This window comes from Cytobacillus dafuensis (assembly GCF_007995155.1).
In the GTDB taxonomy this organism is placed as follows: domain Bacteria; phylum Bacillota; class Bacilli; order Bacillales; family Cytobacillaceae; genus Cytobacillus; species Cytobacillus dafuensis.
The window spans coordinates 931,977-950,468 of record NZ_CP042593.1 but is presented as its reverse complement, the minus strand read 5'-3'; the positions used below and the strand labels follow the sequence as shown (position 1 = coordinate 950,468).

18 protein-coding genes and 1 riboswitch are annotated in these 18,492 nt (G+C 34.5%); of the genes, 6 read left to right on the top strand and 12 right to left on the bottom strand.

The features are described 5' to 3' along the window. Positions 1 to 411: 411 nt before the first annotated feature. The 3 genes from FSZ17_RS04700 to FSZ17_RS04690 form a co-directional block, all read right to left on the bottom strand. Positions 412 to 1,179 (bottom strand): DeoR/GlpR family DNA-binding transcription regulator, encoded by a 768-nt coding sequence (locus tag FSZ17_RS04700; protein WP_057776042.1) that lies wholly within the window; start codon positions 1,177 to 1,179, stop codon positions 412 to 414. A gap of 514 nt (positions 1,180 to 1,693) precedes the next feature. After that, a complete protein-coding gene (locus FSZ17_RS04695) occupies positions 1,694 to 2,485 on the bottom strand; it encodes a hypothetical protein (protein ID WP_057776043.1) in 792 nt (263 codons plus the stop codon). Continuing rightward, the gene (locus FSZ17_RS04690; protein ID WP_057776044.1) at positions 2,485 to 2,985 is read right to left on the bottom strand and encodes an RNA polymerase sigma factor; all 501 of its coding nucleotides are present in this window, start codon (positions 2,983 to 2,985) and stop codon (positions 2,485 to 2,487) included. Before FSZ17_RS04690 ends, FSZ17_RS04695 begins: the two co-directional genes overlap by 1 nt. A 188-nt stretch (positions 2,986 to 3,173) precedes the next feature. Between FSZ17_RS04690 and FSZ17_RS04685 the strand changes: the two genes are divergently transcribed. Both FSZ17_RS04685 and FSZ17_RS04680 read left to right on the top strand, forming a co-directional pair. Beyond that, on the top strand, positions 3,174 to 3,602 hold the full coding sequence (locus tag FSZ17_RS04685; protein WP_057776045.1) for an NUDIX hydrolase: 429 nt from the start codon (positions 3,174 to 3,176) through the stop codon (positions 3,600 to 3,602). 137 nt (positions 3,603 to 3,739) lie between these two features. Beyond that, positions 3,740 to 4,249 carry a DoxX family protein gene (locus tag FSZ17_RS04680; RefSeq protein ID WP_057776046.1) on the top strand — a complete coding sequence of 170 codons (510 nt, stop codon included), beginning with the start codon at positions 3,740 to 3,742 and terminating at the stop codon, positions 4,247 to 4,249. Positions 4,250 to 4,369: 120 nt separating this feature from the next. Here the strand turns inward: FSZ17_RS04680 and speG are convergent, their stop codons facing one another. The 4 genes from speG to FSZ17_RS04660 all read right to left on the bottom strand — a co-directional run bounded on the left by speG (position 4,370) and on the right by FSZ17_RS04660 (position 8,503). Continuing rightward, positions 4,370 to 4,879: a spermidine N1-acetyltransferase gene (gene speG / locus FSZ17_RS04675; protein WP_057776047.1), complete on the bottom strand. Its 510-nt coding sequence runs from the start codon at positions 4,877 to 4,879 to the stop codon at positions 4,370 to 4,372. 139 nt (positions 4,880 to 5,018) lie between these two features. Further along, a complete protein-coding gene (gene rpmG, locus FSZ17_RS04670) occupies positions 5,019 to 5,168 on the bottom strand; it encodes a 50S ribosomal protein L33 (protein ID WP_057776048.1) in 150 nt (49 codons plus the stop codon). Between the two features lie 58 nt (positions 5,169 to 5,226). Beyond that, a complete protein-coding gene (locus tag FSZ17_RS04665) occupies positions 5,227 to 6,414 on the bottom strand; it encodes a GTP-binding protein (RefSeq protein WP_057776049.1) in 1,188 nt (395 codons plus the stop codon). 262 nt (positions 6,415 to 6,676) lie between these two features. Next, on the bottom strand, positions 6,677 to 8,503 hold the full coding sequence (locus FSZ17_RS04660) for an APC family permease (protein WP_057776050.1): 1,827 nt from the start codon (positions 8,501 to 8,503) through the stop codon (positions 6,677 to 6,679). A 194-nt stretch (positions 8,504 to 8,697) separates the two neighbouring features. After that, a riboswitch (cyclic di-AMP (ydaO/yuaA leader) is annotated at positions 8,698 to 8,839 on the bottom strand. A gap of 192 nt (positions 8,840 to 9,031) precedes the next feature. Here FSZ17_RS04660 and FSZ17_RS04655 point away from each other — a divergent pair. Continuing rightward, positions 9,032 to 9,415: a DMT family transporter gene (locus FSZ17_RS04655; protein WP_057776051.1), complete on the top strand. Its 384-nt coding sequence runs from the start codon at positions 9,032 to 9,034 to the stop codon at positions 9,413 to 9,415. 332 nt (positions 9,416 to 9,747) lie between these two features. Beyond that, positions 9,748 to 11,049, top strand: a complete 1,302-nt coding sequence (locus tag FSZ17_RS04650) for an alkaline phosphatase (protein WP_228460280.1) — start codon at positions 9,748 to 9,750, stop codon at positions 11,047 to 11,049. Positions 11,050 to 11,116: 67 nt separating this feature from the next. On the opposite strand, the gene FSZ17_RS04645 is transcribed toward FSZ17_RS04650, so the two are convergent. Both FSZ17_RS04645 and FSZ17_RS04640 read right to left on the bottom strand, forming a co-directional pair. Next, positions 11,117 to 12,013 (bottom strand): peptidylprolyl isomerase, encoded by an 897-nt coding sequence (locus tag FSZ17_RS04645; protein WP_057776052.1) that lies wholly within the window; start codon positions 12,011 to 12,013, stop codon positions 11,117 to 11,119. A 12-nt stretch (positions 12,014 to 12,025) separates the two neighbouring features. Continuing rightward, the gene (locus FSZ17_RS04640) at positions 12,026 to 13,414 is read right to left on the bottom strand and encodes a S1C family serine protease (protein ID WP_082625396.1); all 1,389 of its coding nucleotides are present in this window, start codon (positions 13,412 to 13,414) and stop codon (positions 12,026 to 12,028) included. Positions 13,415 to 13,766: 352 nt separating this feature from the next. On the opposite strand from FSZ17_RS04640, the gene FSZ17_RS04635 reads away from it, so the two are divergent. Further along, a protein-coding gene (locus FSZ17_RS04635) for an IS3 family transposase (protein WP_146846384.1) occupies positions 13,767 to 15,118 on the top strand; the annotation gives its coding sequence in 2 pieces (ribosomal slippage) (positions 13,767 to 14,214 and positions 14,214 to 15,118; 1,353 coding nt in all). Between the two features lie 118 nt (positions 15,119 to 15,236). Here the strand turns inward: FSZ17_RS04635 and FSZ17_RS04630 are convergent. The 3 genes from FSZ17_RS04630 to FSZ17_RS04620 all read right to left on the bottom strand — a co-directional run bounded on the left by FSZ17_RS04630 (position 15,237) and on the right by FSZ17_RS04620 (position 17,632). After that, positions 15,237 to 15,551 carry a hypothetical protein gene (locus FSZ17_RS04630; protein WP_228460279.1) on the bottom strand — a complete coding sequence of 105 codons (315 nt, stop codon included), beginning with the start codon at positions 15,549 to 15,551 and terminating at the stop codon, positions 15,237 to 15,239. Between the two features lie 420 nt (positions 15,552 to 15,971). Next, complete coding sequence (locus FSZ17_RS04625) at positions 15,972 to 17,069, bottom strand: DUF4179 domain-containing protein (RefSeq protein WP_057775895.1); 1,098 nt, start codon at positions 17,067 to 17,069, stop codon at positions 15,972 to 15,974. Continuing rightward, on the bottom strand, positions 17,066 to 17,632 hold the full coding sequence (locus tag FSZ17_RS04620) for a sigma-70 family RNA polymerase sigma factor (RefSeq protein ID WP_057775894.1): 567 nt from the start codon (positions 17,630 to 17,632) through the stop codon (positions 17,066 to 17,068). The genes FSZ17_RS04625 and FSZ17_RS04620 overlap by 4 nt, the downstream gene beginning before the upstream one ends. Positions 17,633 to 17,815: 183 nt before the next feature. Between FSZ17_RS04620 and FSZ17_RS04615 the strand changes: the two genes are divergently transcribed. Continuing rightward, positions 17,816 to 18,406 (top strand): GNAT family N-acetyltransferase, encoded by a 591-nt coding sequence (locus FSZ17_RS04615; protein ID WP_057775893.1) that lies wholly within the window; start codon positions 17,816 to 17,818, stop codon positions 18,404 to 18,406. The last annotated feature ends 86 nt before the right edge of the window (positions 18,407 to 18,492 follow it).

Sequence of the window (18,492 nt, the reverse complement as noted above, 5' to 3'; positions counted from 1 at the left end):
AGTATCAGATTGTAACAAAGCACCATTTTCACCAAACAAAGACCTTTATTCCCATAAAATTAAATCTTCTTTCCCACATTGTCATGGGAATAAACGACAATTAAATTCCACCTCCAAATAACACAAAATGAAATATTTTCACACAAATTACCACTTACATGAAATAATAATACTCAAAAACTATTGATTTATTGTTAATCCCATGTGAATTATTGTTGTTTTTATTGTTAATAACACAAAATTAAACATTTACACACATTTACTCTTATGGTGAATTTTGAATGCTTGTCAAAAATAGAAACAATCTATTTTTAAAGCTTGAAATTTGAGGAGTGATGAAGAAATAAGGCAAACTATATTTATATAAATAACAAAAAAGAGGAAAAGTAGACGGTCACTTTTCCTCAACAATTAACTTATATTCACGATTTCAATACCTTCTTTTTTATATTTCTGTCGTATTTTTTCAGATAGCTTTGAATCAGAAATAATACGTTCGACCCTTTCGAGATGACAGACTTTCAATAAAGATGCAACATCGAATTTGCTGCTATCCGCTAACACCATGCAGCTTTGAGAATTCTCAAGCATTTTCTTTTTCACTTGGTATTCACCTAACCCATAATCCGTCAGCCCTTCCGTCAAGGAAATACCGCTAATGCTCATAAAAAACGTATCAATGTGAAATCCTTCAAAAAATTCTTCTGCCTTAGAACCTACTAGACATAATTTTTCATTATTAAGTACTCCACCGGGCAGCAAAATAGTGTAATGAGGCATTTCTGAAAGTTCATTGGCAATGATTAAGGAATTCGTTAAAATTGTTAGTCTTTGAAATCTGCTTTTTAATTCCTTCGCGAATTCGATATTGGTTGTGCTGGCATCTAAAGCAATGGATTGGCCTTCTGTCACATATTGTGCAGCAATTTTCGCTATTTCCTTTTTTTCCTCAATATTCTTGGTTTCCTGTAATGAGAAATTGATTTCTATACTGTTAACATTATCTAATACCGCGCCTCCACGTATCCTTCTTAAATATCCTTCTTTCTCGAGATATTCAAAATCTCTGCGTACTGTTTCAGTAGATACGCCAAACATTTTTGTAATCGAAGATACCTTTACTATTTTATTTTTACTCAAGCTTTCCATTATATTTTTATGACGCTCATGAGCTAACAATATTTCCACCCACTTTAGTAATTAAGTACTACTCATTTATACAAAAATAACACAAATTCGCATAATTTCACATCAAAACTCATATATTTTTGTTAAAATATTCAAACCAATCCCTTAAAAGCAGATTCAAACATTCTTCAGAAAGATTATTTTTTTATTAGAAAAACTTGGCGTTCGCCAAGTCCTTTTTGGCGAATGCCAAGTTTTTCTTATGCGATCTTATTAGCAGAAATTTAATAGAACACACACTTTACTTTAGTACGTTAATAAACTTAAACTTTCCGATTAGCTAAAAAAACTCCCTTAGAATATAGAAAGAGCGTGTTTTGATCAAGCTTTTTCAAAACACACTCTTTCTATTTGTTCATTTATTTAATATTTGGTTAAAGCTTCATTCTAAAGTAACATCTAAACAATATAAGTTATCTACATAATTATCTGTGGCTTATAATAAATGTCATGTAATCATAATTTCTTAGAAAAGAACATTTATGAAAAACGAAACTTGATCTTATCACTTAGGAATTACACCTATCACAAAGGCTTCTCTATCCAAACCATCCTCCCATTCCCCATTCATATAAGCACTTATTGTTACATTATCTGCAGGTGGTGATCCTGTCGCATTATTACCATAAACAAATATACGTACATTTTCATTATTAATTACCGGTGGATCAAACTGTAGATTTGTATCCAATACCTGCTTAATATTATTATTTTTCACATCAATTTCCACATCTGCTTGGAGCTTTATCGTGACCTTATCTCTTCGGAATTCTTTATATACTGTTTTCTGACTCTTTTCTCCAAATGACTCCCCGTATGTTACCAAGAGCTCATTCGTATCCCTATCTCTTATTGTCACAACGACAAAGCTATCCTTTACTTTACGGTCAATGACAACCGTTTCTTTTCGTTCTGGGATCCAAACATACAAATTATCTAACGCAACCTGATGCTCTTTTAAAATAGAATCATAATATTCTCCTTTTTCATTAATGGCTATGCTTTCAGGATCTTTACTGTCCTTAATGGCCTGTTGTGAGTTGGTAGAATTCCCCTCTATGCTAGATTTATCTTGAAAAGATTCTAATCCTATTAGGCTTAAAAAAATAATTGCTGCTGCCGTTATAAAACTAACTACTGTACGTTTCATCATCCTACACCACCATTTCTTACGCTTATAAGTGAATTCAAACTGCTGAATTTCATTAAGAATTAGTTCCTGCACATGATGCTGAAGAACTGGCTTTGGAAGGGATTTTAATTCATTCATAATTTCAATTTGCTTATCTTCTTGCATTATAGGAACCTCTCTTTCTCTTTTTGTAAAGCTTTAATCGCTCGATGGAATGTCAGTCGGACCTTCTCTTCACTCCAATTTAAAACATTCGCTGTTTCACTTATGGACAGCTCTTTTATACCACGCAATATAATCACATCTCGATAATTGCTCTTTAATGTTTGGATAACCCTATGTAATTCTTGATTTGTCTCATTCATATTGAATACTTTTTCAGGATTATTTAATGCTTCATCCTCATGAGGTCTCATCATCAGAATATCCTTCATTTTTCTTCTTTTCCTTTTTCGGATTTCATCAATGGCAACATGCCTCGCAATGCTAAATAACCAAGTTTTCGGGCTTGATTTACCTTCAAAATGATCCACACTTTTTATTGCCCTAATAAAAACCTCCTGTACTAAATCCTCTACATCGCTTGTGCCAAGATAATAGATAAGAAATTGATATATATCATTGCTATATTCATAAAACCATTCACTAATCTTGCTGTTAAACATTTTTATCCCCCGGTTCATTCACTTCAAACAATTAGTCGAGTATCTACAGTTCTTGTTTCACTTAATAGAAAAAGAAAAGGAAATATTATGTACTTTATAGAATCAACCTATCATCATATGAATTTATGATTGCTATACACTGCCAACTTCAAAAGTTGTTATTAGAAAAATCTATAAGGAGCCAATTTATGATCGATCGAGTTAATATTCAAGCATTCATTTATACAAAAGTTCCAAAAACAGCATTCTTACTTTTGCAAAGAGTTACATCTCGAGGTGGCTTTTGGCAGCCAGTAAGTGGAGGCATTCAAAATAATGAACAACCGATACATGCTATAAGAAGAGAAATTAATGAAGAGACTGGGATTACAGAAATATTGAAAATTATTGATTTAAATTACTCTGTAACATTCGGCACTAGTAAAAATAATATTCCGATGAAAATGAAAGATATTTGTTTTGGTGTTGAGGTTGTAGATATTCCTACAATAAGGTTATCCGAAGAACATGACATATACAAATGGTGTTCAATGGATGAGGTTTTAACACACTTAGACTGGGAACATAATCAAACTGCATTTAAAAAATTGTGTTCAATGATTGGGTTATCTATGTAAAAAGGTTGTTCAAGAATCAGTCATAACTTTATTACACATTTGTGAAATGTATCACATAGACATTATTTTAATAGTTTAAACATGGTAAATTTTAAGTGTAGAAATCATCTTAATTATTTTCAAAGGACGTGAAAGTTATGTTTAACAAATTATTACGCGAGAATAATATCGTAGCAGGTATTTTAACTGTCATTAGAATTTACTTAGGATTTGCTTGGATGAAAGCAGGTTGGGGAAAATTAACTGATGGTTTTGACGCGAGCGGCTTTTTAGCGCATTCTATCGAAAACCCTGTTGTGTTTGGTACTGAGCCTGTTTATGGGTGGTACGTTTCATTTCTAGAATCATTTGCTTTACCAAACGCTGAGTTGTTCAACATTCTTATCCCTCTAGGAGAATTCTTAGTAGGATTAGGACTAATTTTAGGATGTTTAACAACTGCCGCTGCATTCTTTGCAATGGTGATGAACTTCTCTTTCTTACTAGCTGGTACAATTTCTCATAATCCTACAGATATCATAATGGCGATCTTCATCGCAGCAGCTGGTGCTAATGCTGGTAAATTTGGTCTTGATCGTTATGTATTACCATTCTTACGTAAAGTATTTAATAAGGGTAAAGATAATAGCCTAACTATTTCAGCTTAAACTAAGCAAAAGAGCCATCACTTATTGATGGCTTTTTTGTTTATTATTATCAGCGTTTTGTATTTTTTTCTTGCGACTTTTTAAAGAGGGCAATTACGACCCGTAAATCCATGATTAATCTCATCCTAAATATTGATGCTGAAACATACACATTCTTATGGCATTATGATATTCGCCGTCCACAAAAAACTCATCGATCAATTCACCTTCAAAGTGGAATCCAAGCTTTTTATATATGTGAATGGCTTTTTCATTGTTTTTATCGACGATTAAATAGAGTTTATACAAATTTAATACAGAGAATGCATAATCCATCGCTAGCCGAGTTGCAGCCTTTGCATAGCCTTGGCCTTGATGATTCGGATCGATAATAATTTGGAATTCTGCCCTCCGGTGAATATAATCAATCTCAACTAATTCAACTAGCCCAGCCATTTCTCCGTTATTCTCCACTATAAATCGCCGCTCACCTTGATCGTGAATATGCTTATCATACAAATCCTGCAATTCTACAAATGCCTCATAAGGTTCTTCAAACCAATAAGACATGATATTCCCATTGATGTTTAGTTTGTGAACAAAACCTAAGTCAACTCTCTCTAGTGGTCTTAGCCTAACTTCATCACTCATGACATATTATCCTCCGAGTTAATTTCTTCTTATTATGACCAAAATACAGAGATTATTGTATTTTTATCAGGAAAAGCCAGACCTTTTATTAACAAGGTTGTTCAGCTAGAGCCACAAACATAAACCCATCTAAAGTAAATTATTTTGTTTCACGGTGCAGAGTATATTTTTTCAACCTTGGTGAGTATTTCATTAACTCAATCCGTTCTGGATTATTTCTTTTATTTTTTGTGCTAATGTAATTTCGATCTCCTGTTTCTGTACAAGCTAGCGTAATTTTAACTCTCATGATTGATTTCTCCTTCAAAATAATTTATAGGTAGCGTGTATATTCGAGATATTCACTATTATTCTGATGCCGTAAATGGAGGAAGCGGATCTTTCAATTTATTCCATTCCATTTGCATTTCTTCTTCTGTTAATAAGCATGCATCTAATGAAGACTCAATTTCCTCTCGCTTCATCTCAACCCCAATGAAAACAAGTTCTGTCATTCGATCTCCAAACTTTGCATCCCATCTTTCAAGGAGCTCTGGATCTTCCTTCAGAATCATTTCTCTTTCCTTTTCAGGATAAGCAGCAAGCCATTCACCTGCACCTTGCAGGATGATAGAAGGACCAGCTTGCGATAGTAGACCGGTCATATCATTCCGAGTTGCTAGCCAAAAGAAGCCTTTTGCACGAACAATATCGACTGGCCAATCTTCTAGCCAGTTCGTCCATCTCTCCGGATGAAAGGGTTTCCTCCTCCGATAGACAAAGGATGAAATGCCATACTCCTCCGTTTCGGGTGTATGCTCTTCATTTAATTCCTTCATCCATCCTGCTCCTTGACTTGCTTCTTCAAAATCAAATAAATGAGTATTCAAGATTTCATTACATTCAACTTTTCCATGGACACTTTCTATAATCTTTGCATCAGGATTTAGCCTTTGCAGAACCGATATAAGTTCCTTTACACTTTCGTTATCTACTAAATCAACCTTGTTCAAAATTATTACATTTGCAAATTCAATTTGATCTATTAGTAAGTCGACTACTTCACGAGTATCTAATTCATCCATTGCTTGTTTTCGATCCAGCAGGCTTTCACCTGATGCAAAATCGTGCCAAAATCGATTAGCGTCCACCACAGTTACCATTGTGTCAAGACGACAATACTCCGATAAATTTATTCCAAGACTATCATCTACATATGTAAATGTTTGGGCTACAGGAATTGGCTCTGAAATTCCGGTTGATTCAATCAAGATATAGTCAATATTCCCTGCTTGAACAAGTCTTTCCACTTCAATCATTAAGTCTTCTCTTAACGTACAGCATATACAGCCATTTTGAAGCTCAACTAATTTCTCATCTGTTCGTGAAAAGCCTCCTTGCTTGATCATCGAGGCGTCGATATTTACTTCACTCATATCATTCACAATTACAGCAATCTTTTTATTCTCACGATTCGATAATATATGGTTTAATAATGTCGTTTTCCCCGATCCTAAGTAGCCGCTTAGCACAGTAACTGGTATTTTCTTCACTATTCTTTCACCTCTTTGTTTTAATCAAAATCATTACGATTTAAAAGAGATAATTTGCTCTTCATTTTTAAGTTAATAAAAATATTTTCAACGTAAAACGTAATGATTTCGATTTAAATATTATAATATTGTTTTTATTAATGCAAGTTTTTTCGTTCGCTCAACGTGGAAAAATAAAAGGCATGAGTCTGGTTTTGCCACACTCATGCCCATGAACTGCTTAGTTTTCATGGCTACTCTTTTTGGTTTCTTGTTCTCCCATTTTTTACTTTTTGAAACGATAAGGTACAGTAGTGATAATTACTTTTCTTCGATAAAGCAAATAAGAATGAATCAGTAAACCAGATTGATTATGAAGAATATGGTGCCAGCCCTTCTTCGGAATAAATTGAGGGATAACGACCGTAACTTGGTAGTTTGCTTCACTTGCTTTATGCTCAACTGTATCAATAAATTTGGTGAGTGGACTAATAATACTTCTATAGTAGGAATGCAAAGTCACTAGTCTAATATCAGGCTGCCATTGCTTCCATTTTTCCTCAAACCTTTTTTCGTCTTCCCTTTCAAAAGACACGTAAACAGCGATAATATGGTCAGCGGAAAGTGACTTCGCATAGTTTAAAGAGTTTTCCACTACTTGAGTAATACCCGCAACAGGAACAATGATGATATTCCCTTCAATAGGTACGACTGGTTCATTCGGGTTAATCCTAAGCTGTTCTCCAACGGATTCATAATGCTTTCTAATTTGGTGAAACAAAATAATGATTATAGGCAAAAATATTAAGATTGGCCATACTTGTGGAAATTTAGTCAAAAAGAACACGATTGTTACGATAAAGCTTATGAAAGCTCCTATTGTATTCGTAATCAATTTTAGCATCCAGCCTTCAGGCTTCTCACGGATCCATTTAACCATCATGCCTGTCTGGGACAAAGTAAAAGGAAGAAACACCCCAACAGCATAAAGCGGAATAAGATGTTCGGTTTGTCCTTTAAATACAATAATTAGAATGATTGAAAAAGCAGCAAGAATGATAATACCATTTGAATATCCTAAACGGTCTCCTCTCACTGTAAACATTCTTGGAATAAACTTATCTTTAGCTAAATTAACCGCCAGCAGCGGGAAGGCAGAGTAACCAGTGTTTGCAGCCAGAATCAATATTAATGCTGTTGTTCCCTGGATAAAAAAATACATAAAGTTTCGTCCAAAGATTGATTCAGCAATTTGTGAGACAACCGTAACTTTTTCACTAGGAGAAATCCCGTAATAATAAGCTAAATAAATAATTCCACTAAAAAGCAAAGCAAGAAGTACACCCATCAGCAGCAGTGTTTTAGCCGCATTATTAGGAGCTGGGTCTTTAAAATTCGGTATTGCATTTGAAATCGCTTCAACCCCCGTTAGAGCAGAGCTTCCTGATGCAAAGGCTCTAAGGAGAATAAATAAACTAATTCCTGCAACTGGTGTACCGATCGGTGTATGCAAATCAGGCGACACTCCACCTATAACAATTTTATAAATACCTACCCCAATTAAAATAAATATCGCTAAAACAAATAAATACACAGGATAGGCTAGTATAGAAGCAGACTCCGTAACACCCCTCAAATTCAATACTGTAATAAATAAAACAAAGAATATAGCGATAGCCACATTATAAGAATGTAATGCAGGAAAGGCAGATGTAATCGCATCCGTACCTGCTGACACACTAACCGCTACGGTTAATATATAGTCGACTAACAGGGAACCACCAGCTATTAAACCTGCATTAATCCCCAGATTATTCTTTGATACCACATACGCTCCACCACCCTTTGGATAAGCAAAAATGATTTGTCGGTAAGAAAGAATAAGTGCTGTTAATAGTACCAATACTCCTATGGCGATCGGAATTGAATACCAATACGCTGCTGCACCTATTGTTGCGAGAACAATTAATATTTGCTCGGGTCCATATGCAACAGAGGACAAAGCGTCAGACGAAAGAATCGCCAATGCTTTTGTTTTTATAAGTTTCTGTTCCCCTAATTCATGTGATTTTAAAGGTTTTCCAATTATGACTTTTTTCAATTCTGATACCACTCAAAAGCACCACCAAATTGTTTTTTATTATAATTCCCCTTTAATTCGTTAAACATTTGTAAAAAATCCTAGTGCTTACTTTTCCTCTTGGCCATTTCGTCCCACTATTACCTAAATTAACCAATGAAAAAAGCCTACAAGTCATCAATAAATAGACCTGTAGGCATCAAAGATTTTGACCGTACAAGCTCCACCTTCCTTCTCATCAACGCTTACGAGGTTAGCTGTCGGATTCGGGCCTTGAGTAGCCCTACCTTATTAGGATTCACCCCTTGGATTAGTACCTATCCACAAGAACGGTTCCCCCGCACCATTTGGTTTCAGCGATTTAGAAATATGAAACTGTTGTATATAATACTCCCGTGTTTTGAGAAAGTAAATATTTTTTTGTAGGGTAAATTTGACAAAAAACTGCGTATTTTCATATACTTTTTTGGTCCCAATTAAAATTTAAAATCAGCTTCAAGAAAAATGGGGAAAGGTACCCTCCTAAAGGAAAATAAACATTTATAGAGGAAGTGATATGAGATGGCATGGGTTTTTTTAATGCTAGCGATTCTGCTTGAGGTAGCTGGTACTGTATCAATGAAATTATCTAATGGTTTTTCAAAGTTTTGGCCGTCAGTGTTAATGGTTGTTTTTTATTTATTAGCCTTTACTTGCTTAAATTTTTCATTAAAACAAGTACCTGTCAGTGTCGCATATGCTATTTGGTCAGGAATCGGTACGGCTGCTATCGCCATAATCGGGTATTACGTTTTTCAAGAGTCGATGAATCTTATTAAAACGGTTTCGATCCTATTAATCATATTAGGTGTAATTGGACTAAATATCGGTGATAGTGAAAAGAACACTGAGCAGTCTCTAGCAAAAAGCCAACAGATGGAGACAGGCACACAAGAATATAAATGAGTGTAAACAATAGAGCGAGCCATCTATGCATGTTCTAATATGGTTTTCCTTAATCATTGATATTTCTTTTATCGTATATTTCAGTTATACAACGCTTAAGCTTATTCCAATCGAAAGAAATCACCAACTTGGAAATCTACTTTCAAAACTGGGTAAAAATTAGTCACTCTATAAAAAATTGTTCAAACTCTACATAAAAATCTCCTTAATCATCTAGAATAAAAACACAAACCTTTTGAAATTATTTACATCACTTTTACTTCACCTTAATACCATGGTAAATTACAAAAATTAAATTGGGTTTGACTATTTATTAAGTAGGAGGAAAAAGATTGTTTAAAAAGGGGCTTAAAAAGAAAGTTTTACCTATTGCTGTCGTATCTTTATTTGTTATTGGTGGTTTAGTTGGGGCTCTTTCAACTGCAGAAGCGGAAATAAGAAATTCTAGTATTGGAAAGGTAAAAAATATCATATTTATGATTCCTGATGGCTTTTCCTCTTCTTATGTAACAAACTATCGTTGGTATAAAGGGAGAGAATCGCTTATGGATTCCATGTTAGTCGGGATGATTAAAACATATTCGGCTAGTTCAGAGGTAACTGATTCAGCAGCAGCTGGGACTGCGATGGCAACAGGCGAAAAAACAAATAACGGGATGATAAGCACTTCACCTGATGGAAAAGAGTTGAAAACGATTTTGGAAGCAGCTGAAATGGCAGGAAAAGCTACTGGATTAGTTGTGACTGCATCCCTCACTCATGCCACGCCTGCCGTGTTTGCTTCACATGTTGCCTCTCGTGCCAATGAAATGGATATCGCACCACAATTTATAAAAAATGATGTAGACGTATTACTCGGCGGCGGTAGAAAATATTTTACTGAACCTTTATTAAAAATCGCAAAAGCTAAAGGATATGAAATTGTTAATAATCGTGAACAATTGGAAATGGCAGGGAGTACAGACAAGCTAATCGGTTTATTTGCTACTGTAGGCTTAGCACCTGAGTTAGATCGGGATGAAACTAAGGAGCCTAGCTTAGCTGAAATGAGCCAAAAAGCGCTTGATGTACTTAAAAAAGATAAAAATGGCTTCTTCCTTATGATTGAAGGAAGCCAAATTGACTGGGCTGGACATGCTAATGATGCAGCATGGGCGATGAAAGATATTGAAGCCTTCGAAAATGCATTAAAAGAAGTCTTGGAATTTGCGAAAATGGATAAAAATACTTTAGTCGTTATTGCTGGAGATCATGACACGGGTGGGATGTCAGTTGGCGGGTATGGTCAGTATGATGCCAACCTAGAAATCCTCCGTAATGTAATTGCTACAGGTGATTTTATGGAAAGCAAATTGAATGCAGACCGCAGCAATATCAATGATATTGTAAAAGAGTATGCGAAAATTGATTTAACAGTTGAGGAAGTTCAAAAAATAAAAGCAGCCTCAAAGCCGGCAATTGCCATTAATAAAGTCATTTCAAAACGTGCACTTGTTGGATGGACAAGCTTAGTCCATACTGGCACTGATGTACCTATATATGCATTCGGACCTAGCTCTTATCTTTTTAGTGGGTTACACAATAACACTGATTTACCTAAATTAATGGCGCAAGCTATGAATATTAATTTTTAAATACAAAAGGTTGACTTAAATATAAGTCAACCTTTTGTATTGGTAATATACTGTCGTAAAGCTCCTGCTATTCGCTCTCCTCTTCACTGCCTTTTCCATCTAAATAGTTTTTAATCTCATATTCTTTATGTTTTTCATCTAACCAAGTGGAAAACTCTGAGGATATTTTTGAATCGAATATGGCAGCTTTTATTTTCTCTTTGGAGTCCTCATAATTTGCTTCCTTCGCTTCCTTTTTATCCGTTACTTTAATCACATGGTATCCATATTCTGTCTTCACTGGGTCACTAATTTTACCGACTGGAAGAGAAAACGCAGCATTTGAAAATTCCTCAACCATATCTCCGCGTCCAAAATAACCTAATTCTCCTCCGGATTCGCTATTTGATGCATCTGTTGAATATTCCTTTGCCAATTTAGCAAAATCTTCTCCAGCATTAATTTTCTTGATTACTTCTTTAGCAGTCTTTTCATCCTCGACTAGAATATGACTTGCTTGTACTTGCTCTTCTTGGGCAAAGCTTGCCTTATTTTCTTCAAAATAGGTCTTCATTTCATCATCTGTAATTTTGATTCTAGGCTCTAACAGCTTCTTTGTAGTCAAATATGTTTCCATACTCTTTTCAAATTCCGTTTTATCGACCCCGTTTGTTTTAAGAATTTCGTCAAAGGCCTTTTCGCCGCCGTATTGTTCAGCAAGGGTTTTCATTTCTTTATCAATCTCATCTTGGCTAATTTTTACTTTTTCCTTCTTCGCTTCTTGTTCAATTATTTCATCTGTAATTAGCTTATCTAACATTTCTGGACCACTTTGAGCGACAAGCTGATCGTAAAGATCATCCTTAGTAATTTCTTCTCCATTTACACTGGCTACGTTCTTATTTGGGAATACGATTAATGTAATGACCAAGGCAATCATGATCATTAAAGCTGATATCCAAACTACTCTTTCTTTATTCTTCATTTTTTCTCCTTATTAATATGACAGTTGTTTACTTGATAAAGTAACTTTTACTGACTTTAATTTTCCATCTCGGTAAAATTTAACTTCCACTTTATCTCCGATGGAATGATTATATAAATTTTTACGGAGGTCATTAGAATCGTTAATTTCTTTACCACCGATTGACACAATGACATCCTGTACTTGAAGGCCGGCTTTAGCACCAGCTGCATCTGGATCTACTGTTGTTACAACTGCTCCTTTTGTCACAGAGTTAGGGAGATCTGGAAAATAGAATCTTGGAATTTCATTTAGATCTGCTAAGCTTACACCAAGATAAGGACGAACAACTTGTCCATTATCCATGATTTCATTAATAATATTTTTCACTTCATTGCTCGGTATGGCAAATCCTAATCCTTCTACACCGTTTTCTGCAATTTTCATGCTATTAATACCAATCATTTGGCCTGAAGTATTAATTAGAGCTCCTCCACTATTCCCTGGATTAATGGCAGCATCTGTCTGAATAACCTCTACATCCCAATTTCCTGCTGATGTAGAGACCTCGACGGATCGATTAACCGCACTGACAATTCCTTGTGTTACCGTTCTTGATAAATCAAGTCCAAGTGGGTTCCCGATAGCTAATACTTGATCACCAGCGCGGACCTTCGAGGAATCGCCAAAATCTAGAACAGCTGCGTCTTTAGCATCTGAAATTTTTAATACCGCAATATCAGTTAAAGCATCTGTCCCAATTAATTCAGCTTTTGTTTTATCACCATTTTCTAAAGTAACTTCGATTTTATTTGCATTTTCAATAACGTGATTATTTGTCACGATGTATGCAGTATTGCCTGACTTTTTAAAAATGACTCCAGAACCTGATCCACTTTCAACTTCTCCACCTCCTTGATTTAAGAAGGGGTTGTTTTGCTGCTGAATATTGGTTATGCCGACAATTGCCTTTGATGCCTGCTCAATCATATCAGCTAAGGAATTAGTTGAAACATTGTTTACTTCTAGAGATCCAGAAGATGGATTTGCTGATGCAGCTTGAGAAACTTCCTCCTGAGGTGCATCATTATTAAAATTAGGAAGATACGTTACAGCTGTTAATGTTAAAACTGATCCTATTACACCAGCTGATACAGTCATTAAGAGGCTTTTATACTTAGAGTTTTTTACTTGCTTTGTTTCTAAACGACTCTGTTCAGTTTTCTGGAATTGTTCATTAATTGGGTTTTCTTCAATAACTGAGCTTTCTACATTCAGTGAACTTTCTTCATCAAATTGGTTCTGTTCATTAAATTTGCCTTCATCATTAGGCTGGTTTTGTTCATTAAGTGGGCCTTCATCATTAAGTGAGCTTTCTTCATTAAGAGGGCCTACATCATTAAGTGGTCTATCTTCTCTCATCTCAATCCCTGCTTTCCTAAATTAATATATATATTCGATTTGTTCTTTTAATAAGTACTGACTTGCTGCCTTACAAGTTATACTTTAAACGGTGAATGTGTCAGGAAGATGTCAAAGAATGATTTATTTAGGAAATAAAAAAGACTGTCCTATAGAAATAAGACAGTCCATTAAGAGTAACGGGTTCGGTTGATAGGGAGAAAAATGCTAAAAACATTGAAAATGACAACCTAATTAGCATGTATTTTAACAGTAAATTAGCAAATATAAATTGCAAGCTAAAACGCTCAGAAAAATGAACTGCACCCCAATTGTTAGACACAAAACTAACAATTGGAGGTGCAGTTTTTCTATGGCTAAATATACGGCTGAGGATAAACTAGCTGCAGTTCATCGTTATTTAGAAGGTAAAGAGAGTTATATTTCAATAGCGAAGTCACTTAATACATCTGACAGTGTAGTAAGAAACTGGGTAATGCAATACGAGACTCATGGTGTGGAAGTATTCCTGAAAAAATCCTATACAAGTTACTCAGCTCAGTTTAAACTAGACGTATTAAATTATATGAATGATTATGGGACGTCTCCGAATGAAACTGCTTTGATTTTTAACATTACTTCTCCTGCTTTAATCAGAAAATGGAGAGGACTATTCGAATCTCAAGGAATAGACGCCCTCGAATCAAAGAAAAAGGGGCGTCCATTCATGAAAAAGGAATCAAAGAAAAAACAACCAGCAGAAGGATCTCAGGAAGCATTGTTGGCTGAACTTGAATATTTACGAATGGAGAATGCTTACCTAAAAAAGTTGAATGCCTTAGTTCAAGAAGAGAGGAAATCTCAGAGCGTCAAAAAGCGAAAGTGATTTTTGAGCTAAGGTCCGAGTTTAAAGTAATTAATCTAATTAAAGTGGCAGGCATAAAACGCAGCACCTATTATTATTGGGTTAAACAGTTAAAACGTCCTGATAAATATACAGACATTAAAGAAGCTATTAAGGAGATTTTTAACGAACATAAAGGAAGGTATGGCTATCGTCGAATCACCCTAGAATTACGAAATCGTAACTATTGTATTAATCATAAAACAGTACGTCGACTTATGACCCAACTGGGTTTAAAATCTCTTGTGCGTATTAAGAAATATCGTTCTTATCGCGGAAAGGTAGGAAGTGTCGCTCCTAACATATTGGAACGAGATTTCAAAGCTTCTAAACCTAATGAAAAATGGGTAACAGACGTAACTGAATTTCATTTGTTTGGGGAAAAGCTTTATTTTTCACCAATTCTGGATTTGTTTAATGGCGAAATTATAGCCTACAATATTGAAAAGAGACCAGTATTTCCTCTCGTATCAAAGATGTTAAACCAAGCTTTTCTATGTTTAACTGAGGGGGATACACCTATCCTTCATTCTGATCAGGGTTGGCACTATCAAATGAAAAAATATCAACACTTATTGAAAGAAAATCATATGACACAAAGTATGTCTCGAAAGGGCAACTGTTTGGATAATGCAGTCATAGAAAATTTCTTTGGCTTATTAAAATCTGAACTCCTTTATCTACTAGAGTTTGAGAGTATTGAGCATTTTACATTGGAATTAGAAAATTATATTTATTACTACAATCACAATCGAATTAAAGCAAAATTAAAAGGACTGAGCCCTGTAGAATACAGAATCCAGCCCCTAAAAGCTGCTTAAAATATTTTGTCTAACAATTTGGGTTCACTTCAAAAACCTGAGCGTTTTTTGGTGTAATATATATCCAACCTAATTGATTAAAGTACCCAATTGTTAAAGAAGCCTTTGTAAGTGCTACCTACTTTACTTTGATAATGTCTAACCTTTTGGTAGTAGAAATCAAATCAATTGTATGATTTCCTTTTTTGTATAAAACGGAAGCTCCTTCTCTTTCACCTTTTTTCCAATCATTTACTTTAAGAGCAATTTCGTAATCAAACGGTATTCCATTTTCTTCGGAAGTCCTTGACCAATCATAACTTTTGGATTTGTCGCTTTCTTGAACAAATTCAGCCTTTTTAGGAATGGGGAATCCGTATAATTCGTCTGATGGCTCATAAAGTGATAATGCAATGAAATAGTAACCAATGCTAATGCCTATCACGAGTGTCATTAAAGCAGTTATCCAACCGATTATTTTCTTTATTGTAATCACCTCATTATTTCAAGTAAAATACTTCGTTTCAGAACATCATTTCGCAATCTATAAATTAATTTTAACACAATTTTTCCATTTTCCTTCAAAAAGCAAGTTTACATTTATTAAGCTCTATCTACTGTTCAAATTGGTCATACATTTGGATATCCAATTCGTAACTGTTTTAGCACAGGTTTCAACAACAACACATAAATCTATGTGGTGTTTCCAATTTGCATAGATGTTGATATGCTAATCAGTGTGTTAAATCCGTTAGAGTATTGATATAACAATAAAAAGGGGGACACTAATTCGTAGATGAATTGTGTCCCCAATTAGGTTGTTATTCAATGTTTTCACTCCAATAACCGAACCCGTTACATTAAGAGTAGTAAGTTATTTCTTTAATTCAATTACGATGTCTTCTAAAACAAATTCTTCTTGTCCTTTACCCGGTTTTTCAGGCAGTTTTACTTCCTTAGGACCATCTTTTGTCATTTCCATAGAGGTCTGATTTTCAGAGCTGTAGTTCGTTACATGAGGAGTGACGATTAGCTTCGTTGCATTTGGGTTTAATTTTTCAAAAGTTTTGCTCCAGCTCATATAATATCCATCTTTTCCTGATCCGCCATTTCCTTCACCAGAATATACATTTCCTAAGTCATCTTTTATTTCTAAATCTACATAAGTACCTTGCCACTTATTGCGAATTTCCTCGGAAACGACTTGATCGTAGTACATAACAAAGGATACTGGCGTCACGGATATTTTCTCTATATTTACTTGTACACCCTTTTCTTTTACGTTTTGGCCTACCAAGCTTGATTTACTTTCTGTTGCATCGATTGAAAAAGCAAAGTCCCAATCTCCTTTAATTTCCTTATCATTTTCTGGAATAGTTATACTGCCAATTTCCCAATTTACTTTGACATTGCCTAGATCAGCTTCACTAAATTCGCTGGCCGTCATTAAACCGACATACTTGTTATTTTCAACCTTTGTAATTTTGGAGATTCCAGACATTCTATTTGCGCCTTTAATGTCGAGATGATTGAAAATAATTGGATCGTCACCTAAATCTTGTTCACTTTCGACTGTAAAAGTTACAGACACAGTTTCTCCATCAAAGATGGCATCATTGATCGTTATTCTAATTCCATTACTTTCTTCCATCATGTCTAAATGAGTAGAATACTCTTTGTAATGATCATAAAAGCCTAACTTTTCACTGCCAATAAATTTAAAAATGTCCCCTATAATCGGAATATTGCTTGCGGAGGTAGGAAAAGCAAAGCCAACTGTCATGGTAGATAATCCTAGTACAAGTGCAGCTGCAGCGATATTTTTGTAACGGCGTCTCACTTTCTTTTTAACTTGAATGGATTCTTTTAACTTTTTTTTCACTCTAGCTTTCTCAACTTCATTAGTCTTCATTTCCTCAAATTCATGAACATCTATGTCAACATCATTTAATAATTCATAAATATCCTTCATACTAAACTTCCTCCCAGATTAAGCTTCGACGCTTTTTGATTAAGTTTCTTTTTCCCTCTATAAATCCGATTATCTATTGAAGCTTTCGTCAACCCAAGTTTTGTTGAAATATCCTCCGTTTTTAAACCAAGAAAAAACTTCATAATAAAAATATTTCGATCGATCGGCTCTAATTGATTAATTAATTGAATTATTTCATTCTTGTCCTCTATGGTAATGAATTCATCTTCTGCTGACTTTTCTGCATTTATATCCATATAATTTGAAGTGAAATCATTTGGTTTACTAGCCTTTCTGTAGTAATCGATAGATTTAAACTTTGCAATGGCACATATCCATTTTTTAAAATCTGTCGAATCTCCTTGAAATTTTCTCGAATTGTTCCATATTGAAAGAAAAATATCATTGATACATTCATCAATGACGCCATCATTTCCAAGCGGGGAAAGAACCTTATAAGTTACTCCCTTTATTAATGGCAAAAATCGATCAACAATATATTCTAATGCGTCTTCTTTTTGCTGCTGTAAACGGTGGATAAAATTTTCATCATTAGACTTCATACTGCATTCCCCTTCTTTTTTTGTAAAAGCTTTTACACTATATACAACGAACTGAAAAGATTTTTTTCTCACATTTCTAATAAAATATTTTATTTTTATAAAGTCTCGACGTATTACAAAAGGTATTTTTAAATAGAAAATAGAATATAAAATGGTATTTTTAAAAACAGGGGTTGAATCATTTTGAAGGATTTATTGACAATAGACTGCGGAGAAATTATCCTGCGAGAATACAGGATTGAAGATGTTGATGCATTATATGAACTTACCTCTCAACCAGAAGTCCATGAATTCATACCGGGCAGTAAAGCAACAAGAGAACAAAGATTAAACTGGATAACCAATTATGAAATACCATCAAACAAAGAATTTTTAGCAGCCGTACCTAATATTGAAGGGCAAAACTATCTAAACTTAGGAATTTTTATAAAAGAAACAGGTGAATTTATTGGTTTTTGCAATACAGGGATCAAAGAAGAATTACCTGCTCCTAATAGAGAAATCGGTTATGCTATTTCAAAGCATTATAGAAATAAAGGATATACCACAAAAGCAGCAAAAGGATTGATTAACTATTTGTTTGAGAATACGAATGTTGAGCTTTTGAATGCCGTTGCACGAATAGACAATGTAAGCTCAAATAAAGTTATTCAAAAGATAGGGTTCCATTTTATTGGTGATATTGAAATTGATGATCAAAAATTTTACCACTATACCATTCATAAAAAAGAGTGGGAAAAAGCAAAGGTGTCAGGCACCACGAACAATATCTAGTATCAATAAGCGATTCTAGATGTGTATTGAGTGGATGCCAGACACCTTATGGGACAGTCCCTTTATAAAGCGAATAACACAGTGAA